The 22,185-nt window shown below is 70.9% G+C and carries 21 protein-coding genes and 1 pseudogene; 11 read left to right on the top strand and 11 right to left on the bottom strand.

Annotated features, from left to right (window positions below):
* Window positions 1-49 precede the first annotated feature (49 nt).
* Complete coding sequence (locus ACFVSN_RS30950) at window positions 50-736, bottom strand: hypothetical protein (RefSeq protein WP_387957002.1); 687 nt, start codon at window positions 734-736, stop codon at window positions 50-52.
* Window positions 737-1,197: 461 nt separating this feature from the next.
* Between ACFVSN_RS30950 and ACFVSN_RS30945 the strand changes: the two genes are divergently transcribed.
* Window positions 1,198-2,388, top strand: a complete 1,191-nt coding sequence (locus ACFVSN_RS30945; RefSeq protein WP_387957001.1) for an Ig-like domain repeat protein — start codon at window positions 1,198-1,200, stop codon at window positions 2,386-2,388.
* A gap of 170 nt (window positions 2,389-2,558) precedes the next feature.
* Here the strand turns inward: ACFVSN_RS30945 and ACFVSN_RS30940 are convergent, their stop codons facing one another.
* The 4 genes from ACFVSN_RS30940 to ACFVSN_RS30925 form a co-directional block, all read right to left on the bottom strand.
* On the bottom strand, window positions 2,559-3,266 hold the full coding sequence (locus tag ACFVSN_RS30940) for a helix-turn-helix domain containing protein (RefSeq protein ID WP_387957000.1): 708 nt from the start codon (window positions 3,264-3,266) through the stop codon (window positions 2,559-2,561).
* Window positions 3,263-5,560, bottom strand: a complete 2,298-nt coding sequence (locus ACFVSN_RS30935; protein WP_387956999.1) for a hypothetical protein — start codon at window positions 5,558-5,560, stop codon at window positions 3,263-3,265. The genes ACFVSN_RS30940 and ACFVSN_RS30935 overlap by 4 nt, the downstream gene beginning before the upstream one ends.
* A 7-nt stretch (window positions 5,561-5,567) precedes the next feature.
* Window positions 5,568-6,146 carry a DNA-binding protein gene (locus ACFVSN_RS30930; RefSeq protein ID WP_387956998.1) on the bottom strand — a complete coding sequence of 193 codons (579 nt, stop codon included), beginning with the start codon at window positions 6,144-6,146 and terminating at the stop codon, window positions 5,568-5,570.
* Between the two features lie 641 nt (window positions 6,147-6,787).
* Entirely contained in the window at window positions 6,788-7,594 is an 807-nt protein-coding gene (locus ACFVSN_RS30925) for a hypothetical protein (protein ID WP_387956997.1), read from the bottom strand.
* Window positions 7,595-8,426: 832 nt separating this feature from the next.
* Here ACFVSN_RS30925 and ACFVSN_RS30920 point away from each other — a divergent pair.
* Complete coding sequence (locus ACFVSN_RS30920; RefSeq protein WP_387956996.1) at window positions 8,427-8,702, top strand: hypothetical protein; 276 nt, start codon at window positions 8,427-8,429, stop codon at window positions 8,700-8,702.
* Between the two features lie 250 nt (window positions 8,703-8,952).
* Here the strand turns inward: ACFVSN_RS30920 and ACFVSN_RS30915 are convergent, their stop codons facing one another.
* A complete protein-coding gene (locus tag ACFVSN_RS30915) occupies window positions 8,953-10,161 on the bottom strand; it encodes a hypothetical protein (RefSeq protein WP_387956995.1) in 1,209 nt (402 codons plus the stop codon).
* A 164-nt stretch (window positions 10,162-10,325) separates the two neighbouring features.
* Between ACFVSN_RS30915 and ACFVSN_RS30910 the strand changes: the two genes are divergently transcribed.
* Window positions 10,326-11,711: a hypothetical protein gene (locus tag ACFVSN_RS30910; protein WP_387957023.1), complete on the top strand. Its 1,386-nt coding sequence runs from the start codon at window positions 10,326-10,328 to the stop codon at window positions 11,709-11,711.
* A 54-nt stretch (window positions 11,712-11,765) separates the two neighbouring features.
* On the opposite strand, the pseudogene ACFVSN_RS30905 reads toward ACFVSN_RS30910, so the two are convergent.
* Together ACFVSN_RS30905 and ACFVSN_RS30900 are read right to left on the bottom strand one after the other, a co-directional pair.
* Window positions 11,766-12,443: pseudogene (locus ACFVSN_RS30905) on the bottom strand (replication-relaxation family protein); the annotation flags it as partial.
* A gap of 409 nt (window positions 12,444-12,852) precedes the next feature.
* The gene (locus tag ACFVSN_RS30900) at window positions 12,853-13,293 is read right to left on the bottom strand and encodes a hypothetical protein (RefSeq protein ID WP_387956994.1); all 441 of its coding nucleotides are present in this window, start codon (window positions 13,291-13,293) and stop codon (window positions 12,853-12,855) included.
* Between the two features lie 469 nt (window positions 13,294-13,762).
* Here ACFVSN_RS30900 and ACFVSN_RS30895 point away from each other — a divergent pair, with 469 nt between their 5' ends.
* Entirely contained in the window at window positions 13,763-14,599 is an 837-nt protein-coding gene (locus ACFVSN_RS30895) for a DNA/RNA non-specific endonuclease (protein WP_387956993.1), read from the top strand.
* A 127-nt stretch (window positions 14,600-14,726) separates the two neighbouring features.
* Here the strand turns inward: ACFVSN_RS30895 and ACFVSN_RS30890 are convergent, their stop codons facing one another.
* The 3 genes from ACFVSN_RS30890 to ACFVSN_RS30880 form a co-directional block, all read right to left on the bottom strand.
* Window positions 14,727-15,035 (bottom strand): hypothetical protein, encoded by a 309-nt coding sequence (locus tag ACFVSN_RS30890; protein WP_387956992.1) that lies wholly within the window; start codon window positions 15,033-15,035, stop codon window positions 14,727-14,729.
* The gene (locus ACFVSN_RS30885; protein WP_387956991.1) at window positions 15,032-15,748 is read right to left on the bottom strand and encodes an HNH endonuclease family protein; all 717 of its coding nucleotides are present in this window, start codon (window positions 15,746-15,748) and stop codon (window positions 15,032-15,034) included. The genes ACFVSN_RS30890 and ACFVSN_RS30885 overlap by 4 nt, the downstream gene beginning before the upstream one ends.
* A gap of 245 nt (window positions 15,749-15,993) precedes the next feature.
* Window positions 15,994-16,380 carry a hypothetical protein gene (locus ACFVSN_RS30880; RefSeq protein WP_387956990.1) on the bottom strand — a complete coding sequence of 129 codons (387 nt, stop codon included), beginning with the start codon at window positions 16,378-16,380 and terminating at the stop codon, window positions 15,994-15,996.
* Between the two features lie 464 nt (window positions 16,381-16,844).
* Here ACFVSN_RS30880 and ACFVSN_RS30875 point away from each other — a divergent pair, with 464 nt between their 5' ends.
* The 7 genes from ACFVSN_RS30875 to ACFVSN_RS30845 all read left to right on the top strand — a co-directional run bounded on the left by ACFVSN_RS30875 (window position 16,845) and on the right by ACFVSN_RS30845 (window position 22,129).
* Window positions 16,845-17,114, top strand: coding sequence for a hypothetical protein (locus ACFVSN_RS30875; RefSeq protein ID WP_387956989.1), 270 nt, complete (start codon window positions 16,845-16,847; stop codon window positions 17,112-17,114).
* Window positions 17,115-17,156: 42 nt separating this feature from the next.
* Window positions 17,157-17,849 carry a DUF1524 domain-containing protein gene (locus ACFVSN_RS30870; RefSeq protein WP_387956988.1) on the top strand — a complete coding sequence of 231 codons (693 nt, stop codon included), beginning with the start codon at window positions 17,157-17,159 and terminating at the stop codon, window positions 17,847-17,849.
* Window positions 17,846-18,133 (top strand): hypothetical protein, encoded by a 288-nt coding sequence (locus ACFVSN_RS30865; RefSeq protein WP_387956987.1) that lies wholly within the window; start codon window positions 17,846-17,848, stop codon window positions 18,131-18,133. Before ACFVSN_RS30870 ends, ACFVSN_RS30865 begins: the two co-directional genes overlap by 4 nt.
* 414 nt (window positions 18,134-18,547) lie before the next feature.
* Window positions 18,548-19,336 carry a hypothetical protein gene (locus tag ACFVSN_RS30860; RefSeq protein ID WP_387956986.1) on the top strand — a complete coding sequence of 263 codons (789 nt, stop codon included), beginning with the start codon at window positions 18,548-18,550 and terminating at the stop codon, window positions 19,334-19,336.
* Window positions 19,333-20,181, top strand: coding sequence for a nuclease-related domain-containing protein (locus tag ACFVSN_RS30855; RefSeq protein WP_387956985.1), 849 nt, complete (start codon window positions 19,333-19,335; stop codon window positions 20,179-20,181). The genes ACFVSN_RS30860 and ACFVSN_RS30855 overlap by 4 nt, the downstream gene beginning before the upstream one ends.
* Before the next feature lie 443 nt (window positions 20,182-20,624).
* Window positions 20,625-21,602 (top strand): NucA/NucB deoxyribonuclease domain-containing protein, encoded by a 978-nt coding sequence (locus ACFVSN_RS30850; RefSeq protein ID WP_387956984.1) that lies wholly within the window; start codon window positions 20,625-20,627, stop codon window positions 21,600-21,602.
* Between the two features lie 23 nt (window positions 21,603-21,625).
* Window positions 21,626-22,129: a hypothetical protein gene (locus ACFVSN_RS30845; RefSeq protein WP_387956982.1), complete on the top strand. Its 504-nt coding sequence runs from the start codon at window positions 21,626-21,628 to the stop codon at window positions 22,127-22,129.
* Window positions 22,130-22,185: the final 56 nt, after the last annotated feature.

Genomic DNA, 22,185 nt, shown 5'->3' with positions numbered 1-22,185 from the left:
CCTTCGTGTGCCGGGTGGTGCGGGGCGAGGTGGTGGGCGGGGTGGAGGGCTACTCGTCCTCGTCCTGCTGCGGCAGTTCCGGGTTTCCGTCGTGCTCGTCCTCGTGGTGCTTCCACGGGTCGCTGCCGTCGGGGAGCTGTGCCTGGCGCAGGTCGCCGCAGCCGGTCCCGCCGATGCCGCACGCCACTGGCCGGTCGGGGTTTGCCTCGGCGGCCCGGGCGTAGCGGTGGCGGGCCGGGGTGGCGCTGACGCCCAGTGCCTCGCCGATGCGCTCCCAGGACGGGGCCGGACGGCACAGGTCGCGCAGGGCGAGGGTCAGGTCGTCGCTGAGCGCGCTCAGCAGCGTCCGGGCGTCCGTGATCTCGCGCAGCAGGCCGAGCAGGACCTCCGCCTGCTGCGTCTCGGGTGTCTCCCAGCGGCGCGTGCGCCGGCGGGCCAGCAGTTCGGCCGCGGTGAGCGTGGCCTGTGCGTGCAGGGCGGTGGTGCGCCCGAGCGGGACGAGCTCGGGGTTCCAGGTGAGGGTGTGCTCGTCCTTCCGGGCGGCCAGGAGACGGTAGGCCGCGAGGTCCTCGCGGCACTCCGGGCAGGGGACGTCGGCCGGGTCCCCGTCCGCGGCGAACTGCTCGCCGGTCGGGCCGAGTACGGGCCGCCGGCAGAACGTCTGCTTGGGCGTCAGGCCCAGGTGCGGGCCCTGCCCTCCGGCGGCGGCCCTGACGAACGGGTAGAAGGCGGCCATGAACAGCACTCCCCCTGCTACTTGTAGCTGAATGTCTGCCAAAATTAGCAGGGCTTGCCTCATGATCGAAGGCGTGCGCAATTAGTCACACAAAGCGACGCGGCTGTGGTGGGGCCGCTGTGACCGAGTGCCCCAGTTGGCGAGGCTGAGCGCTTGGTGACGAGTCAGTGCCCGGCACCCGTGCGGCTTCCTTCGGGGCTGTGATCGCACCTTCGGACTCGGGTGCTGCCGAACGCCCGGCCAGGGGCCGCCGGTGTGAACCGGCGGTGTGTCAGCTCGGCGGGCAACCGCGGCCCCGCCCGTGTGATCGACAGTGACGGAAGGCGATCCCTCGCCGAGAGACCCTCTTCCCTTTTCTGGAGCTGATCGTGACGTTCCCACTGTCCGAGGTCGCTGACCGGCCGAGCTCAACGCACGGGCACCATGCCGGTTCGTCCGGGCGTCGGAGCCGGGTGGCGGCCGTGGCGGCCGCCGTGTTCTGCGCTGCGGCCGTCGCCCCGCTGGCGCTGCCCGCGCCCGCTCACGCACAGGGCACCTGCACGGTGTCCGGCCCCACCACCACCTGTACGTTCGCCTCCACCGGCGCCGAGCAGACGTTCACCGTGCCCGGCGGTGTCACGCAGGTCGACGTCACGGCGATCGGCGGGGCCGGCGGCGTGGAGGACAACGGCGTCGGCGGCGGCCGGGGCGCCCAGGTGTCCGGCACCCTCACCGGGCTCTCCGGGGGGCAGACCCTCTACGTCGAAGTCGGCGGCACCGCCACCGGCGGCAGCCAGTGCGCCGGTAGCGCGCAGTGCACCGGCGGGTTCAACGGCGGTGGCAGCACCCACTTCGGCGGAGGCGGCGGCGGCGCCTCCGACGTCCGCACCCAGCCCGGCACCACGCCCCTCACCACCACCGACTCCCGCCTCATCGTGGCCGCGGGCGGCGGCGGAGCCGGCTGGGCCGGCCAGTGCACCGGAAGCGCGGGCGGAGACGCCGGCCAGCCGGGCACGGACGCGACCTGCAACGGAGGAAACGGCGGCGGGGCGGGGACGTCCACCCAGGGCGGGGCCGGCGGCACCGGCGGGGGCGGGTTCTTCGGCGGTGGGCCCGGCACGCTCGGTACCGGCGGCACCGGAGGCGGCCCGGGCGCCTCCCTGACCGGCGGTGCCGGCGGCGGCGGCTACTACGGCGGAGGCGGCGGAGGCAACATCAACCCCTTCATCAGTCCGAGCGGCGGCGGGGGCGGCGGAGGCGGAGGCTCGTCGCTGGTCCCCGCCGGCGGCACCGGCCCCACCACCACCAGCGCCGCCCCGAGCATCACCATCAGCTACACCACCCCGGGCAAGCCCGTGAAGACGACCCTGACCGCGATGCCCTCCCGCACCCGGGTCGGCGCTCCGGTCGTGCTCAGTGACATCGTCTGCCCGGCCAGTACGAGCGCCACGACCAGGCCGACCGGCACGGTCACGTTCACCGACACCACCACCGGCACGACCCTCGGCACCGGACACCTGTTCCTCTCCCTCGGCACCTGCGCGGCGACCGGGACCGTCACCACCTTCCGCACCACCGGCACCCACACCATCACCGCCGTCTACAGCGGCGACACCGTCTACCAGGGCAACAGCGCCAGCCCCGAGACCACCACGGTGACGGTGACGGCCTGAGAATGCCGCAGAAGCGCCGGCCCCGCCGTGGGGCGGGGCCACGCACCGCGGTATCGCGCCCAGGTGACAACGATCCGAACAGTCCCGGGTGCCGTCCGAGCCGGGCTGGAGTTCCGCCGACTGGGCTGCTCAACCGCCAGATGAAGCGCTCAGTCACAGCCGCGCGCTCCTTACCGGGGCTCGGGGGGCACCCAGGCGCGGACCTCCAGGTAGGCGATGTCGGCGTCCTCGACCGCGCGGCCGGTCTCCACCAGCCACGCGCGCATCGCCTCGGTCACGTCGCCGTGATGGTCCGCCACCCGCTGGGACCACTCGGCAGCGTCGAACCCGCCGGTCGACGCGGAGCCGTAGGTGCGCTCCTCGGTGCCGTCGGAGCGGGGGACGAAGCCGCGCCGGATGCCGCCGGAGTCCTGCTCCGAGCCCGCGCTGTAGACGTACTGGTCGGCCTTCATCCGGACGGTGAAGGCGAGGCGGCCGCCGACCTGGCCGGTCTCGTGCACCACGGGGGCGAGGTGGCTCGCACCGGACTTGATGGCCTGCTTCCCGGCGCGGCCGGCCATCGACCCGCCCGCCTCGCCCACGGTGTCCTTGCCACGCACCCGGGCCTTCTGCCCGGTCTTGGTCCGGCGGCGGGTGGTGTTCGCCTCCGCGATCCCGGACAGGGCCTCCTCGTCGCGCTCGCCGCCGCGCACCGCCCGGACCAGCTGGCGCAGCGCGTTGACCATGCTCGCGCCCTTGCCCTTGGTGAAGAACTGGCTGACCAAGCTGGCGTCGCGGCCGAGCAGCTTGGCAACCTGGCGCTTGGTGTAGCCCTGGTCCAGCAACTCCTGGGTCAGGCGGGCGGCTTCGTTCGGGTTGTTCGGGTCGGCCGGGCTCACTGGTCAGCTCCCTTCGCGGCGAGTTCGGCGCGACCCAGGCCGCGCAGCTTGAGGTACTGCTCCTGGCTGGTCGGGTGCTCGACCGGGCCGGTCAGGTGGCCCTTGAGGAGGTAGTCCCCCGGTTCGCCCCGGTAGGGCCAGGGCTGGCGCTCGGTCAGCGCGATGCCGTCCGTACCGAAGTACACGACCGTGCCGGGCTTGGCGTGCAGGGCACCGGCGTAGCCGATGACCTCCTTGCCCTGGCGGTACTTCATGTCCAGCAACGCCGCCCGGGCGCCGGACCACACGTAGGCGGCCCACTCGGGGTGCGCGTACGGGTCGCGGGAGAAGCCGGCTTGCCGCTGCCAGGTCACCACATGGTCGTCCTGGCCGAGGATCTCGACCCCGGCTGGCAGGGCCTCGCCAAGCGGGGTGGTCCCGGAGACCAGGCGCGGGCGCTGCGCGAACCCGCCGAGGCCGAACAGCAGCACGGAGCGGACCGCGCGGGAGGCGAGGTAGGCGGCGGTGCGCTGGCGCTCGTCGCCGTGCAGCTTGGAGAGGTTGGTCAGGTCCGCCCAGGCGGCCTTGAGGCGCTTGCCCCACTCGTCGAGCGGCTTGCCGTCCTCGAAGAGCAGGCCGCCGAGGACCTCGATCCGCCACGGTGCGATGTGGTTCGACAGGGCGAGGTGGATCTCCGCGCCGCCCGCCCAGGTGGTGAACGTGGCGCCCGGTGTGGCCGGGTAGATCCAGGCGCGGTCACCGGTCACCGGCGCGGGCAGCAGGCCGACGTGGTCCCAGCCCTGCGGGACGGTCACCCTGATGTTCCAGTGCGAGCAGGACATCAGCGCCTTGACCTGCTCCGCCTCCGACATCGCGGCGAACGCGGCCGCGGTGATCCGGCGCGGGGTACCGACCGGCGACTTCCACAGGTGCTTCGCGTAGGCGAAGGTGCGGTCGTACTCCACCAGCGCGGGCAGCTGCTCCGGCACGCGCGGGGGCAGGATCAGCTCGGTACGGCCCTGCCCGCCCGTCGCGTGCAGCAGACCCCGCAGCTCCTCCGACAGCACCGGGTAGCCGCCCGCCCACTTGCCCGTGGTCGGGATCGTGCGCGACCACAGGTCCCGGCCCGTCTGCGACGGCGAGCCCATCAGCACCGCGTCGTCCCAGTGGCGGCGCAGCGCCTGCCACAGCAGCCGGAACGCATCCCGGCAGGTCACGACGTCGGCACCGTCCGGGTCGAACCACTCCCCCATGCTCCTGATCTCGGTGCTGCCGCCGTCCGGCGCGGCGGCCGGGGCGTAGCGGCCGACCGGCTGACGCTGGTGCACGAAGTGCCCGGCCAGCTTGTCCCGGCCCGAGCCGACCGCCGTCGTCCAGCGCTCTGACGGCGTGTTCAGCCAGGCGGCGACCGCGTCCTTGAGCGTGGAGTAGCGCTCGGCGCCGTCGTGCCACGGAGCGCCGGCGGTGATGTAGATGCGCTCCGTGCCAGGCGCGGCGGCCAGCACCGCATCCAGGATCTCCCCGGGAGTACGGGCGCCGAGGTCGAGACGCACCACGCGGTCGCGCACCGCCAGGTCGCCGGTCGCGGCGTCCAGGAACACCGTCGAGCGGGCCTGCTGCGTGAAGTTGGGGCGCTTGGAGACCAGGCCCGTCGTCACGGCCTCGAAGCGGGCGCCCGCCCGGCCTTCGGGGAGGGTGGGCAGCTCGCGCGGACCGGACTCGACCGCCGGACGCGGCGCGGCAGCGACCGGAGCGACCGCGTGCTGCCCGGTGGCACCCGGGATCGACGCGGTGACGGCCTGTACGCCGGGTTCTGTCTCCCCGACGACCGGTGGAGCAAGCCCTGGCTGCAGTGCGGCGGGTTGCTCGGTGACGGCCTGGTCCGCGACCTCGGTCACAGGAGCGGCCGGGGCAGGCTGCTCGGCGACGGCCTGGCCTTCGACCTCGGGGGCCGGGCGGGTCAGCGCCGGGGCGACCGCGACGGCGGGCTCGTCGACCGGCGCGGCCTGCGAGGCCGGGGCGGGCGCAGCAACGGCGGCCTGGTCGTCGCTTCTGAAGGTGCGGACGGTGGCCGGGGTCGGGTCCAGCAGCGGGGCGATCCGCACGACGTCGCCGACCGACAGCCCGGAGGCCTTCGCGATCGGCGCGGCCTGGGCGCCCTCGTACCCCGCCAGCCCGGCGACCCGGCGCGAGCGCTGGGCGGTGAGTTTGTCCAGCTCCTTCTGCGCGGCCGCGACCTGCTTCTCGGCGGCCGTGATCCCGGCGCGCAGCTCGCGCAGACCGGCGAGCTCGGCGGTGTACGTCTTGCGGTCCATCAGCGAGTCACTCCCCCTCAGTGGCGAGCAGGTCGGTGGTGGTCGGGTTGGTGGTGACGTAGGCGATCGGGCCGCCGGATACGGACGCCAGGCGGGTGCCGAGCAGCAGGCCGGCCAGGCGGGCGTCCTCGGGGTCGACCGGGGTGGCGGCGTTGGCGGGGGCAGTGAGGTCGGTCAGGTAGCCGGCCAACCGCGCCTTCGGGAAGCGGTACCGGCCCGTGGTGCCGGCGGTGCCGTCGGACTCCCACTCGGTGAGGCCGGTCAGCACGGCGACGACGAACCCGGCCACCGTCACCGGCAGCACTCCGCCGGCCGCGACGCGGGCCGGGTCGCAGCGCCACCAGCCGGACAGCGCTGCCAGAAGCTGCGCCTGGTCCAGCGCGGTGCCGAAGCCGATCCAGTCGCGGTCCGGCTCGTCCACCTTCGCGGGTGCGTCCGAGCGCAGCACCGCGACCTCGGCCGTGCCGAGCACGGTCAGGTCCGCGGCCGGACGGGCCTGCAACTGCTGGAGCGCGGCCAGCGGGAACACCTGCCGGCCCTGCTCGCGTACACCGGGGACCACGCCGGTGGCCATCAGTTTCTTCACCGTCGGGATCGAACACCCCAGCGCCGTCCCGGCCTGCCCCGTCGTCACGAACACACCCACGACCTCCACGCCTATTCATCTAACTTGAAACGCTACGGTGACCCTACGCCTCCCCTCCGACACCGTCCACGCCTTTCGAGTAAGTCGTACAAGCATGTAGGGTGCGACGTCAGCGCTCGGGCCTTCGCTCACCACCCGCTGCGTTCAGGCCCCACCGGACCGCGTGGGTTCCGCCTCGGTGACAGGGAGCGCCTGCGGGTGGGCACCTGGGACGAGCGGCGCGCCGACTGCAGGCCGGGGCGGGCCCTGGGCTCCAGCGGCGAGGCGGCGCCGACCAGAGCCAGCCGCGGAGTTGGCGGCCAGGCTGCGAGGCAGTCGCCGTCCGCGCAGGGAATCGATGGGGCGGGGCAGCGGGCATCCGTGGCCCTGCCAGCGGGGCCCCTCGGCATGACGATGGCCAAGCGGTGGTGGCGGAGGTGGTGACGCGCTGTCGATCGGGCTGGCAGGGCAGTCCTTCCGCCGGAGCCGGCAAGGCTTTGGGCCTCTTCCCGCTCGCGCGACGTCGCTCCGGTGGCTGGGAGACGCCCGCGGCAGCCCGCAGTGTGCTGCCGCGGCGGACGCGGGAGAGCATCCTCAGTCCCCTACCAGTCACCCCCGAACTCCTGGGCCTCCTCGGCCGCGGGACCCTCTGCACCCAGCTTGAGGAGGCGTGAAGCGATGGCGCCCTTGTTGCGGCCGAACTCCTCTGCAAGCTCAGCGAGCGATGCGCCTTCGGCACAGCGCGCCTTCAAGGCGTCGTCCTCCTCCGATGTCCACCGCTTGTAGGCGTTGGGGTACTGGCGCTGCACCTCCTCAACCGTGTAGGCCTTCTCGGGCTTGGGCCGCCCGGCGGGTGCCGCCGCACGAGAGGCAGAAACCAGGTCCTCGGGATATAGGGCGAGGCGAAGACCGTAGAGCTTCCAGCGGACCGACTTCTCGGACCTCTCCAGCCGGCGCGCGATCTGCGCCGGATCAGCCCCTTCGCGGTGAGCGGCCACCAACTGCTCTGTCTCCTCCCGGCCCCACAGCTCCCCCGTGCGGGGAGCACGCGGACCGGGCACTACGGTGGCCGGACCCGCCGGTGCTGGCGGGCGGCGGTCGCCAGGAGTCGCACCCGCCATCCGCATGAGCAGCTGCGCAATCAGGGGGATGGCAGCGGGCAGGACGTCTCCCCGCAGGTCGGCCACCACCTCCCCATTCGCGTCGCATCCGGTGACGACGACCCGTCCCAGCCCGTCGGCGCGGGACTCGTAGGACAGCTCGTAGCGGCGGGACCCATCCGACGCCTGGAGACTGAGCGTCTGCCGAATCGTCTGCGCCGAGGGCCAGCCGTCCCAGTGCCCACCAGAGCCGCCCGGAGCATCGCCCGGGATCTCACAACCGTCCTCGCCGGCCGGGTTCCACGACATCGTTCGACAACCTTTCCGGCCGCAGCGCTCGGTGCGGCCCGATGAACGGAAACGAATCCCTCTGCATCCGCGCCCCGCGCGGGACATCGCACGACAACCTGCGGCCGCATCCCGTGCCCGCAGAAGCGTCTGCCGGCCACCCGGATGGGGCCGGCGGCGCGACAGGACCGTAGCAGCGGCCGTGAACAGGCGTCACGAGCATGAGCGGGCGACGCCCCGGATCCGAAGGACGGTTGTCCGAGGCTGCCGATACAGTCCTCCAGGCGATCCCCGGCCGACGGCCACCCTCGACGCCCGACCCCTCCGGCCAACCAGGTCACGGCCACGCCGGACGTGACAGCACCACCCCGGGCCTACCGGCCACGGGACACACCAGCCGCATACGGAACCACCCGAAACGGTGAATCCCGAAACGAACAAGTATCCGGCGCCCAGCGGCGAACAACGACGCCCGGAAGGCCGCGCGGCCCAACGGCAGGGACCGAACCGACTCTTGCCCCACCTCGCGGACACATCGCAATCCGCCCCCAGCCCCGACCGCGCCCCGCACGGCGGTGCCGCAAGCCGTCCTCGAATCCGAACCCACAGGAACCTTGACCCGGGTGTTGAGATGCACCGGGATTGGGTGGGCGCGCTCCGGGCCCTCGTCGATCTCCCCCACGGGGCATCAGATCCTTCCTGCCGTCCGGCCGGGACGGCCTCGCTTCGGCTTGGTGGTGAAGCAGGCGGCCCGCCGAGCGGTGCCGGCGGGCCGCGGGACGGCTACTCGTCGTCGGAGACGACTCCGCCGGCCTTGATGTGCCGGGCGGCGCAGCCGGCGGCCTGCGCCAGGGTGTGGGAGCAGGCAGGTGAGGGCGGGTCCGGTCGGGCCTGGGAGCGCCGCTGGCGCCCGCTCCCACGGCTGCTGGTGGCCCTGGTCGGCACGGCTGCCGCCGGGGTGCGCTCGGCGGTGGCGGAGCTGCGCCTGGCCGCTGAGGAGAACCCGGCCGTCGCCGAGATGCTCGCCGCCGTCCCGGCCGGCGTCGCCCGGATCGAGGACCTGGTGCAGCGCGGCCAGCTCCGGGCCGGGCCGGCACCCGCTCAACACCCGGGGCGGACGGAGCTGTAGAGGGGCCGGGAGGGAACGGCGAAGGGGCGGCCCGAGAACGGGCCGCCCCTTTCCATCGCTGTTGCGCCTTCCCGGGCGACCGAAGCCACCCCCGGCAGGGCCACGATCGGCCCATGGCCGTGCCTGCCCGCACCGACCAGCGCGGGCAGGTGACCCACCGTCCGATACGGCTGCGGAACCAGTGGGCCGGCCATCCGCTGCGCCGGGCCGCACGGGCGAGGGCAGCGGGCCGTTCACGGCGTGTGGGCCGTCAGACTTGGGTCAGGGCGAACGTACCCGTACCGTCCTGCCGGCCGCTGGAGTACTGGCGGATCAACTCGCCGTCCGCGTAGCGGTCGTAGCCAAGCATGGAGCCGGTGTACTTGTTCTGCAGACCGATCTTCGAGCTGCCGGGTACGTCGCGGTAGATGTAGAACCGCTGGAGGTCGTCCTCCCCGCAGTTGGCCGTCGTCAGGTAGGCCTGCTCCTGGTTGGCGATGTTCGCGGGGATGGTCGCGCATCCGCCGTTGCCCCAGTTCCACAGGGACGCCTCGATGACGCCGTTGTTCTCCGTCACATTGCACAGCCGCCAGTTGTCCAGGTGGGCGCTGAAGAATGTGGATTCGCGCAGGCGGATGCCGTCGTTGGCCAGCAGCGGTGCGCTCCAGTTCAACACCCTGCCGGGGACGTCGATCCTGTAGGCGCCGGGTTGGCAGTTCAGGGCGGCGAGCGCGGCGGGCTTGGCGGCCTGGGTGGCCTTCGTGCTCTGGCCGGCCTCGTCGGCTGCTGCGGTGTCGTGCTTGGCCTGGTCGGCCTTGGCCGAGGGGACGGGACCTGCCGGGTGCTGCGCGGTGGCGGCGGGAGAGCCGCAGTCCAGCAGGCCCTGGGCCTTGGCCATGATGCTGTTGGCGGGGACCTTGTCCTCGCAGCGCACCGCGCCTTCTTCGAGGGTGGTGTAGGTGGTGTAGGACCCGGTATCGGGGCCCTCAACCCACTTCAGGCCGCCCGCATCCGACCGGTTGCAGTTGAGGCTCCCGTACGTACCGGTGACCTTCTTCGTGCCCTCATACAGGCCGTAGTAGCCGGGCTTGCGGAAGTCCCACGAGATCGACTTGTTCGTGGTCGAGGTGTGGGTGTAGTTGACCTGTACGTTCAGGCCGAGCATGCCGCCGACCATGCCGAGGGCCTCGACCTGGAAATTGCCCTGGATGTTGCCGTTGACGCCGACGGAAACCGAGATGGTGTCCTGGACACTGGTGTCCACGGTCTGCGAACCGGTCGAGCCGTCGGTGACATACCAGCCCTTGAAGTGCGTGATGGTGGGGGTTACTTCGGTGCTCTTGATGACCGGGTGGCGTGTGCCGAGGTCGGCCGCCGTACAGGTGTCACCGAGCCGGGGCGCCGTTGTGGCGGCGGGCGCTGCGGCCGCCGGTGAGGCGGCAAAACCCATGGTGGTGACGGCCATAGCGGTCACCGCCATGAGTGACCTGCCGGTGCGGCTGACGGGTCGTATGGGGTGCGTCATTATCCATTTCCCCCTGGTCGTGTATATGTCAGGTCAAGGATGAATGTAACGACCGTGAGGGCGCGGCGTGAGGCCGGAACAGGCCACATAAGTTCGTGGAGGGACTTATTCCGCCCCTTGTGCACACCGCTGCCGGACCGGTTCGATCCTCGGTGAACCCGTGCGCCATCGAACAGGGGGATCATCCTTTGAAACGTGTCAGGCAACTGTTCGCAGCCGTAGCCTCGCTCGCCCTCACCGCAGCCCTGTGTGCCCTGGGCGCCCAACCGGCCGCTGCCCAACCGCCCGCGAGCCGTACAGCCCCCCAAGGCCACGGCGACTGCACGGAACCCGGGGCCGACCTCTCGCGCGAGGGCATGGCCTGGACCTGTATCAAGACGGGACCGGCCACCGTGCCCCCGGCCGCGCCCGGCAAGACCTGCACCCCGGTCGGCCCCGGAACCAAGGCCTACGAGGAAGGCGCGGTCAAATCCTGCACTGAAGTCACACACGGCCCGGCCCGGGAAGCCCTCAAGAGCAGCATCCCGGTGTGGACTTGCAAATCGGACACGTGGTACGCCTCGACCCGCCACAGCTATTGCCTGGAAAGCGAAGTCGACTACACCCTCGAGGACACAGAAGGCGCGCCGATCGGCAGCGCCATCCTCCACATCGCCCAGCAGGCCTCTCTCGATTCGCGGGGGGCGGCCTGGCGCGAGCAGGTCGACGCCACGACCGTCCAGGCCACCCCCAACGTCGGCTCCATGGTCTTCGCGTTCGAGGCCTCATGCTCGGGCCAGTGCACGCTGGACAACCGCAGGATGAGCGCGACCATCGCCCCCGGCGAAACCAAACGGGGCTTCTTCACCTTCAGGACCACGGTCGGCAACGAAACCCAGAGCGAGATCGTGCCGTCCTACCACTCCGTCACGTACTCCACCGGGGAGAACATCCCCCGCAAGCGCGACAACCGGTGGAACAACCCCAACACGGTGCGCTGCGACGCGAAGGTCAGCAAGGACGCCAACACCGGCTGCATCGTCATGGGGAACATGGCCGACGTGAAGATCTCCATCGCCAAGTACGGGGCCGCAGCAATCACCTACCAGTGGGCCCAGAAGACGCTCATCGGCGGCACCTTCGGAACCAAGGACCACACACTGATCCGGGTCCGGGACGACGACGGAAAGATCAGGGACCGCAATCGCTACCAGAGCTGCGAGGCCGCCCCGAACCCCTTCAAACCCATCCTCGTCACAGCGGAACAAGACTCGTGCGACGAGTTCCCGTTCGCCGCGACAGCGCAGGGTGGCACCAACGGCAACCTGTGCACGGAGATCCAGCCCTGGTGGAACAGCGACCACTGGGAAGTCAAAATGATCAGGTACCCCGGACCTATGGTGAATTGTGTCCGCAGCCACGTACCGCTCAAACAGAACAGCGGCGCGGGCGGCGAGTACGGCAACGCCGTCCTGTCCGAACGCATCCTCGACGGCGAGAACTTCACCGTCACCATCACAGACTAGGGCGTCGGCCGGCTCCTGGTCGGCTGGCGCCGGGTCGGTGCTCTTCACCTTGGTGCGGAACAGCTCGCGGCAGGCGGTGAACTTCACGGCCACCCGCTCCGGCGACATGGTGGAGCGGTCCACCTCCACCATCAGCACCGGCACCCCGATCTCCGAAGCCTGCCACACGCCGTCCGGACGCACCTTGCGCTTGCCGCCCGGCAGCAGGAACTCGGTCCCGGTCGACCAGGAACGCACCGTGCCGACCCCGCCCGCGGCCCCGGGCGCGCTGCCGCCGAGAACGAACGCGGCGATCGTCTCGTTGACCGCCATCGCGTGCTGGGCACCGGAGCGCCCGGCGCCCCGAGCCGTTGAGCCCATGTCGGAGCGGACCATCCCGAGCACGGCGGCGGCCGCATCCAGCCCGGCGGCGCCTTCCAGCCGCCAGGTCTTGTGCCGGTCCTTGGTGTTGCCGTCGGAGGTGACCAGGCCGTGCAGCGCGAGGTCGCCGAGCGCCTGCCGGATCGCCTTGTTCGACGCCACCCCAGGGCGCAGCAGGCGCTGGAGCTGGTCGGCGGTGGCGACCTTGGGGACGCCGAGCGCGCCGAGTGCATCGGAGCGCAGGGCGGTGGTCGAGCGGTTCGGGTTGTCGGCGCCACGTCGGTACGCGGTCCGGCCCGGCCGGGACGGCTCCGGTGGTTCGACGGCGTCGGCCTTCCCCGAAGCCCACCGCCCCGCCGCCGGGCCGGCCACCGGGCGGCTCGCCGTGAGGCACGGACGCCAGCACCCGCTCGATGGCGAACGGGATCAGCGGGACGGCGACGACGGGTGGGACGGCGGCCAACGCCTCATCGAGCGGTCAGGTCGACAGGGGGCGGCGGCCAGGGCGTCCAGGACGGCGGCGAGCTGCTCGGCGGTGTGCTCCCCGACCTGCGCGCGTTCGGCCACCGCCAGGGCGCGGTCGACGTGCTCAGCGACCTCGGGCCGGCCCCGCCGTCGGGCCGGGCCGCGATGCGGCCGGCACGCAGCTCGCGGGGTCGACCGGTTGGTTGCAGGCCCCGGGCTCGTAGCCGGGGCCTGGACGGCGTCGGGGAGGAGGCTGCGGCCGGGTGCCGGTCGACCGTTGCCGGCTGTGCCCGTGATCGCCCCACCCGGGCGGTGATCAGCTGGATCGGCCCTGCACCTGGTTCGAGAACTTGACCAGGTAGCTGTTGCCCGACAGGTCGAAGGCCTCCACCTTGGTCTGGAAGTCGGCGGTGTACCGGGCGTACTTGGACAGCACCGCGAAGTCGGGGGCGCTGAACTCGCCCATGTTGCCCCAGTCCTGGACGGCCCGGCACGCGGTGGTGACGGTGTCCCACCCGTAGCCGGAGTACCTGCGCTGGATGCTGATGCACACCTTGGAGATGCCGCCGGCGTTGGTGTAGCTCCCCGACCCCAAGATCGTCTGGTACGCGCTGCTCTCGTTCTTCACCGTGAAGCCGACGTCGATCCGGTCGCCCTCCGCGGCGTGGGCGGTACCGGCCGTACCGAGCATCGCGGCACCCGCGGCCACGGCGGACACGGCGGCAACAGCGGCGTTCCGAATGGACTTCTTGACCATGACGACTCCTTCGTGCTGGTTCAGCGGTCAGCGACGAGGCTGCCGTCCGGGCGTCGACGTCCGGTCAACAGGAAGTCAACAGGACCTTCAGGTACGACCACCTCCTCGACCGGGTAGTGGGACGGCCGCGGGCGGGCAGTGACGTGAGCGGAACACCAGCGAAGCGGGTGGGCGGCGGCGCCCACCGCTCGGTCGGCGGCACCGGCCTGGTCGCGACGACCGGCGCGGCCCTGCGCGCTTCGCCGGACTCCGCCGCCGCGTGCGCCGATCGTGGGATACCAGCTGAACGGCCCCCGTCGATCGGCGAGTCGAACACCTCGCCCACATTTCCTTCACATAGGACTTGCCCTGTCGCTTCGGGTGCGATCGGCCCTTGGTGGTGCTGCCCGCTTCATCCCGGCACGCCGCACGGCACCGGCCCGGACCGGCATCCACCACACCGTCATCCCCACGCCCAGGAGTGCGCAGCATGTTCTTCAGATCGGTCCCGAAGGTTCTGCTCGGCGACGACGGCCGGCTCGTACCGGGCGGATCCGGGCTTCCCGTCAGGCCTCGGCGGGGCCTTGGTTCGCGCGGTGCGCGGGTCGCCACCGCCGCGTCCGTCCTCGCTCTTGTCCTGGTGTCCGCCGTCGCGCCCGCGCAGGCCGCTTCCGCGGGGGCGGGCACCGTCGCGTCGGAGGCCGCTCGAAGGAGCGTCGAGGAGCGGCTCGCGCCGGCTTCCGCCCCGGCGACGCGGATCGTCCCGCAGGTACCGTGTGACCGGACGATCGACCCGAACAGCCACTACGACGACACCACCCACGGCTTCCGGTACTTCACGGACCAGGTGGGCCGGCCGCTGAAGGCGATCAACACCGCGCCGGTCACCACCGGCAACCCGGGGCCCCGGGGAACGTGCCAGACCAGGGTCGGCAACTTCGCGCCCGCGCCTCCCCCCTACAGCGCGCAGGACTTCGACGGGGGGCACCTGATCGGCGCCCAGTTCGGCGGCGTCGACCAGCGCTACGACCTGGTGCCCCAGCTGGCGACGCTCAACCGCGCCGGTGGAACCTACTTCGACTTCGAGAACACCGCTCGCCAGTGCCTCAACAACGGCGGCACGATCAACAACTTCGAGGTCAGCGTCGATTACCCCGACTACGCCGGCGTCCACCCCAACAAGTTCTACGTCCTGATGGTCCTCAGCAACGGCCAACGAAACGGGATCATCAACGCGACGATCCCCTGGGACCTGCAGAACGGCTCCCCCGAGGACACGAACCTGCGGCAGCTCTTCTCCCAGGCACGCCTCCTGGCCAACTGCTGACAGCCACACACCCCGTTCGCCGGGACCGGCACGGCGATGACGCCAGCCCCGGCGGCCACCCCGAGCCCACCACCCCGAGCCCCGCCGCGGACGCTCGGCCACGAGGCGTTGAAGGGAACGTGCGGGCTCAGGCCGGCCCTTCCGCTCCGCTCCCGCCTCCGCGTTCCATGACCGCGATCATCGCCTCGTGGACGGCCAGGGCAGACGCCTGGTCCGGGGCCGGAACGGGGCTGTCCTGGACGGTGTACCACTCGTCGGCCCCGTCGTACTGCACGTCCAGCAGCACCTGCCGGCCGTTCCAGGTGGTGCGCAGGGTGAGGTCGCCGGTGATGACGCCGACGTCGACGGTCATGACGCCGCCGGGCCCGGCGGTGATGCCGGTGGTGACGAGCGGCTCGGTCCCGGGGGCGGAGGCGGGCTGGTCGGGGGTGGTCATGATCCCGCCGGGCAGGTGTCGAGCATCTGGCCGAGGGCGGTCTTCTCCGGGTCGGTGACGGTCAGCCTGTAGAAGGCCTTCACGTCCGTCCAGGCCTTCGCGTAGGAGCACCAGGCCGACTGGGACGGCGGCTTCCACTGGTCGGGGGTCTGGTCGCCCTTGCTGCGGTTGGAGGCGGCGGACACCGCGAGCAGCTGGGGGCGGGTCAGGTCGTTGGCCAGGGCCTTGCGCTGGTCGTCGGTCCAGCTGTCGGCGCCGGCGCGCCAGGCGGCGGCGAGCGGGACGACGTGGTCAATGTCCAGCTTGTTGGCGTCGGTGAAGGTCAGGCCGTCGTAGGGGCTGACCCAGGTGCCGGAGGTGGGCTTGCACTGGGCGTCGGCAACCACCGCCTGCCCGTCGCGCTTGAGCACGCTCTCGCGGGTGTCGCAGGACTGACCCTGGGCGGCCCAGTGCGGGAACCGGTCCCTGGAGTACCCGGTCATCGGTCTGGCCGCGGCGACGGTCAACGCCGCCAGCTCGGCCCGCGCCGCCGGGGCCGACGACGGCGCCGGCCCCGGCCACACCTCGGGCTGGGAGACGGGCGGGGCGGGCTTCGCGTCCGCGGCGTGGCCGGCCGGCTTCGAGCAGCCGCCGATCAGCGGGCCCGCGAGCAGCACAACGCCCGCACCGCACGCGGCCCGCCGCAGGACCGGAGAAGAAATACGCATACGCATGGACGACAGCTTCGCGGCCCCGACAGCCCATCACCAACCCGGCACGCCCGAGGCGCCGCGTGGTCTTGGCAACACCGGCCACCAGCCCCGACCCGCGGCCGCTCCGTCGTCCGCGGCCGGGAGTCCACCGGATCCACGCCGGGCACGCGGCGCCGCCCCGTGTCCGGGGCCGGCGCCGTCGCAGGCTCGGCGTCAGCAGCCGGGCATGTCGCCTGGCAGCGAGATGTCGCTTCCGCCGTGGAGGATCACCGGGTGACTGTCCGGCCGTCCTGAATTCCGCCATCGGTCGGGTACAGGCTCATCCATGCCACGTCGCACGAGAAGCCGCCCGAGTAGTTGTTCAGCCAGGGGTCATTCACGTCGTTCCAGGTCGTGGCCTGAGCGGTGGGGGGCCAGTGGTTGCCACAGACGTCCCCGGCAGCGAGGACGAACCGTTCGTCGGTGTGGCCGACGTTGACGTGGACACCCCACAGATTGCCGTTCGCCCAGACCTGATACCACGAGCCGCCGACGCTGGTGGCACTGTCGGAGCCGCTGTCGGTGGCGGCCGCGGTGCCGGTGCCGACGACGCCGACGCCGACCGTCGCCGCGGTGGCAATGGCCAGAGCCGCAACACTCTTCCTGGTGCGCATGCTGTTCTCCCTCGTTGGCTGAGCGAGCTGGTGGGCCCATGTCCGGGGTGCCGCAGGCCACCGTCGTCGGAAGCCCGTAGGGATTCTCCATGAACTGCCGTACAAGGCACATCAGTTCGCAGAAATTAGCGCATGTTCGAACTGTCGGAGGCTGGCCGGCGGGCCTGGGTGGTCAGCTCCGGGGTGGTCACGACGATAGGCACGGCGTCGTCGTACTCGCGCCAGCCGTCACCGTCGTTGCGCGCAGCCGGGCGGTCCACCAAGACCCGTGCCAGCACTCCGCCGACAGATCGGCGACGGCCTCCTGCCGGTTGGCCAGGGCGAGGGGTCCGGCGTCGGTGACGACCAGGGCAACCGACGGGTACCCAGCACGGGTGTGGCCGGGCCAGGTGCGGCGCCACCAGTGCACCGTGCGGTCGGCCGGCTCCCGGTCGGCGAGGGCCGGATCGTTGTCGCGGACCTTGGTGCGAAACAGCTCGCTCGACCGCTGCGACCACGGCACCTGGCGACTCGCCGCCCACGGCATCCCCAACCGGCCGGGCCAGGCCTCCGCTCTCGTCCACCTGGCCCAGGACATGCCGCCAGCGGTCCTCGCCCCGCTCCTCGACCTCCACATCGGTACCGCCGAGAAGTGGCGCCGGCGCGCGGCCACCGACTGGACCGCCTGCCTCGAAGCACGGACCGCAACCCGGCCTCCCGTCAACGTCAAGCACGCCACGCCGACCATCAGGTGACTGTTCGTCTACCGAGCGGCGTTGGCGGGTAGCTCCTACCGCATGATCACCTCTGCCTGGTGGCGCCGCAGCGCCACCACCGTCGCCGCGCTCGCCATCGCCCTGATCCCCGCCGCCGTCCCGGCCGCAGCAGCAGCCCCGACCGCTGCGCCGTCGACAGCGCTCGCCTCCCCGCACCGGGCGATGCCCGAACCCCCGCCCGCCGAGCAGGCCCGGACCGAACTCAACCAGCTCACCGTCGAAGCCCCGCACAGCATGGACGGGTACAGCAGGCAGAAATTCCCGCACTGGATCACCCAGTACGGCACCTGCGACACCCGCGAGGTCGTGCTCCAGAGAGACGGCCAGAACGTCGTCCAGGACGCCCAGTGCCGCGCCGTCGCCGGCACCTGGCTCAGCCTCTACGACAACAAGACCTTCACCGACGCCAAAGCGCTCGACATCGACCACCTGGTTCCGCTCGCCGCCTCGTGGAGGGCAGGCGCCGACACCTGGACCACCGACAAGCGCCGCGCCTTCGCCAACGACCTGACCCACTCCCAGCTGATCGCCGTCTCCGCCGCCTCCAACCGCGCCAAGGGCGACAAGGGACCCGACGCCTGGCGCCCGCCGTCCATCGCCTACTGGTGCACCTACTCCCGCGCCTGGACCGACATCAAGTACATCTACGGCCTCAGCACCACCGACACCGAGAAGCAGGCCCTCTCCGACATGCTCGACACCTGCGACCAGTGACCCAGCCGCCGGACGCCGAGCGCCACCAGGACCACGTGATGGCCGGGCCCAGCGGGGTGATGACCGAGGAGGTCGGCTGCGTCACCGGTGAGCTGACCGTCGTAACCACCTCCTTCCCCGACGGGCAGGTCTGGATCGCGGTCCAGTACCGCGGCGCCGACGAGTGGTACACCCTCGCCGGCACCCCCACTCCCCTGCCCGTCGACCAGTCCCTCGCCGAGTACCACCAGCACGTCGTCGCCGTCGTCCGAGCCGACGGCGAGGCCGTCGCGCCGGGACTCTGACCGGTGCCGCCCGGCTGGAAGGCAGGGGCGGCACCGCACCTGTGGCCTCGGCCCCGAAATTACGGGGCCGAGGCCACAGCCGTTGCTCCAGCCGTCCGTCTCCGCAGGTCAGACGGGGGTTGACCTGCCGCCAGACCGTGTAGGGTCCGCCGCTTTCGCGGTCGCCGAGTCCCGATCCCGCCGTCCGGGTTCGCCTCCGGAACCCCCTGGACCGGCGCTCTCACCCGTCTACGATCCACGGCCATCGGAGCCGGACGGCGACCTGGCGACCTGGCAACTGCCGCATCAGGCAACGTTCGCACCGTCCTGCCGGGCAGGGTGGTGGCAGGTAGCTGTTGGACAGGGTCCGCACAGTCTCACGGAGTGCACTCTCATCTGAGCTTCGGGAACCCTCCTGCGCTGCCTCACGAGGTGGTGATCGAGACGCTGGAGCAGGCTCTGCGCAACCGCTCGGCGGAAGGCGAGGCGGCGGAACTGCTGGTCGGAACCGCGTTGAACGACGACGACGCGGATTTCGTCGAGCACTGGTGTCTGCAAGTCGGGACGCGGGCCGTGTCGGGCAGTCCGATGCTCGGGCTGGCCAGCCTGCGCCTGGGACACACCGCTCGACACTTCGGGCGCCTCAGCGATGAAGCCCTCGCGCTGGCACAGTCGCTGGCGACGCGGGCCGAGGCCGACCCGACCGACGTGGACGGCCGGACCGTCGATCGCGACGGCGAGCTGCTGTACATCGGAATCACCACACACCCGGTTCGGCGTTTCCGGGAGCACGCCAAGACGATGCCGTGGTGGCCTGAGGTCGACGAGGGCGCGACCGCAGTCGAGTGGCTGGACTGCGGCATGGGCCACGCGGAGCAAGCCGAGCGGGCCGCCGTCCGGGCCGAGCTGCCGCTGTTCAACAAAGACGGCCTGCCTGCACAGCGGAACGGCCGGCCATGGAACCCGCGATTCCCTCCGAAGGTGCCGCCGCAGCCGTGGACGACGGACTTCGAAACCACGGCGGACTACCGGCGGGCGTGGTTTGAGTGGCGGGCGCAGCTTCGGGGTTTACGGCAGGGCTCACCGTGCGAGTGGGCCTGCCAATTGCGGTCAGATGAGCTGCATGCTCGCGAGGCGCACGTGCTTGAGTCACGAGCTCACCTTCGTCGGCATCGAAATTCGGTGACCTTTTGTCACTCCCTGGTGACACACTGCCCGCCATGACGACGAACAGCCACCCCAGCACGCGCGCCAACGTCCCTGGAGCCAGCGCGCGCCATCAGGCTGCACAGTTGCGCGCAGGGAAGGCCACGTGGGAGACGGCGACACACGCGCAGCCTGCTGAATCCCCAGGATCCCGGCGCCCGACCGCGAAGCAGTCCGCTGGCTGGGCAGTGATCGCCGCACTGGCTGGCCTCTACGTCAGTGCGCTCATGGCCCTCGTCGCGGCGATCGTGGTGTTCGTCGTCGTCCTGAGCATGCCGATCGGCCAGCCGGCGCAATCGAAGCCAAAGCTACCCCGGACCGAGAAGCGTCGCTGGGCCGCTCCCACGGAGAAGGACCTCAGGGAGGCCGACAACTACGAGCTTGGTGCCGAAGGGGAAGAAGCGACGGGCCGAATCCTCTCTGCCTTGGAAGACGAGGGCTGGACGATCCTCCACGACCGTCGGATTAGGGACTCCTCAGCGAACCTCGACCACATCGCGATCGGCCCGCGGGGCCAGGTGGTGCTGATCGACTCGAAGAAGTGGAGGCCGGTGGCGGGTGCTGTCGTCAGGCCCACCGCAGACGAGCAGCAGCTTCTCTACAACGGGGTCGACCGGTCGAAGATCGCCGTGGTGCCTGTGTTGAAGGAGGCCAGCAGGGTCGAGCCGGACATGCTCGTCAGGCCCTCCGTACTGGTGGTCGTTCACGGCGTGGTGTTCTGGGGGCTGAGGCTGCGATGTCGTGGCGTGCTCGTCGTTCATCCCGACGCTCTCTTGGATGCGGTGCGGAGCATGCCTCGCGTGACTGACAGGCAGCACATGGCCGGCTATCTGGACCGCGAGTTCCCGCCCTACCTCGACTAGCAGGAGCCGAGACCGCGCATCTGGACGCCCGGATTCCGCAGGCGTAGCGTTCCCCGCCACGGAGGGGTGGTCACCCGGGCGTCCGGCTGTGGGCGTCCAACTCCGTCGGCGGCCGCGCGTGACCGCCTGCAGGGCTGCGCCCCAAGTGCGGCGGGGCGCAGTCATGTCCGCCCGTCCGAGCAACCTCCAAAGGCACCCCCGAAGGCACGCTTCGGAGCCTTGCGAGGGCCAGCCTCCGTTCGCCATCGTGTTGCCTTCACGTCCTCGGGCGCCATGATCTGACTGCCCGCCAGGGTCTGCTTTGGGGATTTGCCTTAAGCTGACTGAGCATCATATGTTCGTGGACAGTCAAGGGTGGCTCCGGCGGCAAGAGGAATTCTCGCTACGGCCCGGAGCAAGGGGACGCCCTCATTGTTAAATGCAGTCGAGATCTAGGGGCGGATATGCTCAAATTCCGATTTGGTCGTGCTCTGACCGCAGCAGCGATAGCCACAGCTTCCCTTCTGGCCGGTCCGGCGACCGCAGCGCAGGCTGCGGCGGGCCCCACCCCCTCGCCGTGCGTCGCGCCGGGAAGCAACCAGTTCAACCGCACCTTCGCCTGCGACAAAGTCCTGCGGACTCTTCCGATCACCATCGGGCAGACCCGCGGGTCCCTGAAGTTCATCACGAGCCACGACATCAAGCTCAACTACCTCGGGACCACGTACACCGACGACATCACCGTCGAGTTCCTCTCCTACGACGGAAACGCCAGCATCGCAGGGCTCACGATCACCGTGGGTGCAACCTGCAGCGGAACCTGTACCAGCAGGGTCCAGCCCAGTCTCGTGAACATCCCGGCCGTAGTGGGGACGCGGGCTGTGGGGCAGGCCATCTTCACGGACTCCACGACGACGGAGAACACCTCGGCGATCAACTTCTCGTTCACGCCAACCGAGCCGGGGACAGTAGCACGCCCGTTCACCGAGAACTCGCCGCCGGTCCGGTGCGACAACAAGATCTCGGCCCAGGGAGCCGGATGCGTCTTCCCTTCGTTTGTACCCACGTTCACTCTGTCCCTGAGCGACCCGAAGGTCGCCGAGGTCGCTCAGCACGTCGCCGACGCACAGCAGTTGCTCCCGGGGCATCCCGGTCGACGTGGCGACGGCACGCCCCTTCGCCGCGAGACTAACGAAACCACCAACAGGCAGAGCCGCGCAATCGCATGCCCGCCCTCGACGCCGCGCCCTGCCGGCAAGAGCTGCGACGAATACCCGATGGCCTCCACCAAGCAGGGAGCGAAGTATGGGGGCCCGTTCAGCGCGCGAATGGTTGACGCCACCCAGAACAGTACGGCAGGCAACGCCGCTTACCTGAAGGGTACTTATACAAAGAATCGGATCCTCGACAACGACGAGTTCTGGGTTTCCGTCATTGCCTAAGCCGCTCGAACTAGGATCCTGCCATGCTGCACACCGCACCTCTCTCTACCGACCGCCACCAGTTCTGGGTCATGGAGTTCGGCATCGACATCACCGAGCTGCCCGATTCCGCGCCCAACGGACTGGTCGCCGCGAACCACAGCGGCTGCCTCGTTCTGAGCGGCCTTCACACCGGCACCATCATGGTGTCCGTCGAGCCTCTTGACGCTGAGCCTGGAGCGGCCGACGACGTCTGGGAGGAGGTGGCCGAGGTCTCGGTCCTCTCTCGCTCGGGAACCCTGCAGGCATGGTCTCTGGACTACGGACCGCTGGAGGGCGCGCCAGCGCTGACAAGTGCGGGGCCGGGGACCTACCGCCTGCGCGTCCACGCACGCCAGCGGGACATCGGGCACGCCACAGACACCCTCCTCGACGACGACCCGTGTGACTTCTACCTGCTGCAGTGCTGGCCGGCTCCGCCGGCTCCGGAAAAGATCATTCGGCAGACGGACAACTTCGGTGCCGAATGGCGCGGAGAGGTTCGATAGTCGAACTCGCCGGTGACACCAATCGGGGCGCTGCGCAGGCAGCGTCCCGATTGGTG

Origin of the sequence: Kitasatospora sp. NPDC057904 (genome assembly GCF_042887925.1) — a bacterium.
GTDB lineage: Bacteria > Actinomycetota > Actinomycetes > Streptomycetales > Streptomycetaceae > Kitasatospora.
The sequence above is the reverse complement of the archived record's forward strand: the minus strand, read 5'-3'. Positions and strand labels throughout refer to the sequence as shown.

What these genes read in the sequence shown, in the direction of transcription:
- ACFVSN_RS30950 (WP_387957002.1), bottom strand. Translation starts at nt 736, where the DNA reads ATGGCCGCCTTCTACCCGTTCGTCAGGGCCGCCGCCGGAGGGCAGGGC.
- ACFVSN_RS30935 (WP_387956999.1), bottom strand. Translation starts at nt 5,560, where the DNA reads ATGGACCGCAAGACGTACACCGCCGAGCTCGCCGGTCTGCGCGAGCTG.
- ACFVSN_RS30925 (WP_387956997.1), bottom strand. Translation starts at nt 7,594, where the DNA reads ATGTCGTGGAACCCGGCCGGCGAGGACGGTTGTGAGATCCCGGGCGAT.
- ACFVSN_RS30915 (WP_387956995.1), bottom strand. Translation starts at nt 10,161, where the DNA reads ATGGCGGTGACCGCTATGGCCGTCACCACCATGGGTTTTGCCGCCTCA.
- ACFVSN_RS30900 (WP_387956994.1), bottom strand. Translation starts at nt 13,293, where the DNA reads ATGGTCAAGAAGTCCATTCGGAACGCCGCTGTTGCCGCCGTGTCCGCC.
- ACFVSN_RS30895 (WP_387956993.1), top strand. Translation starts at nt 13,763, where the DNA reads ATGTTCTTCAGATCGGTCCCGAAGGTTCTGCTCGGCGACGACGGCCGG.
- ACFVSN_RS30890 (WP_387956992.1), bottom strand. Translation starts at nt 15,035, where the DNA reads ATGACCACCCCCGACCAGCCCGCCTCCGCCCCCGGGACCGAGCCGCTC.
- ACFVSN_RS30885 (WP_387956991.1), bottom strand. Translation starts at nt 15,748, where the DNA reads ATGCGTATGCGTATTTCTTCTCCGGTCCTGCGGCGGGCCGCGTGCGGT.
- ACFVSN_RS30880 (WP_387956990.1), bottom strand. Translation starts at nt 16,380, where the DNA reads ATGCGCACCAGGAAGAGTGTTGCGGCTCTGGCCATTGCCACCGCGGCG.
- ACFVSN_RS30870 (WP_387956988.1), top strand. Translation starts at nt 17,157, where the DNA reads ATGATCACCTCTGCCTGGTGGCGCCGCAGCGCCACCACCGTCGCCGCG.
- ACFVSN_RS30855 (WP_387956985.1), top strand. Translation starts at nt 19,333, where the DNA reads ATGACGACGAACAGCCACCCCAGCACGCGCGCCAACGTCCCTGGAGCC.
- ACFVSN_RS30850 (WP_387956984.1), top strand. Translation starts at nt 20,625, where the DNA reads ATGCTCAAATTCCGATTTGGTCGTGCTCTGACCGCAGCAGCGATAGCC.
- ACFVSN_RS30845 (WP_387956982.1), top strand. Translation starts at nt 21,626, where the DNA reads ATGCTGCACACCGCACCTCTCTCTACCGACCGCCACCAGTTCTGGGTC.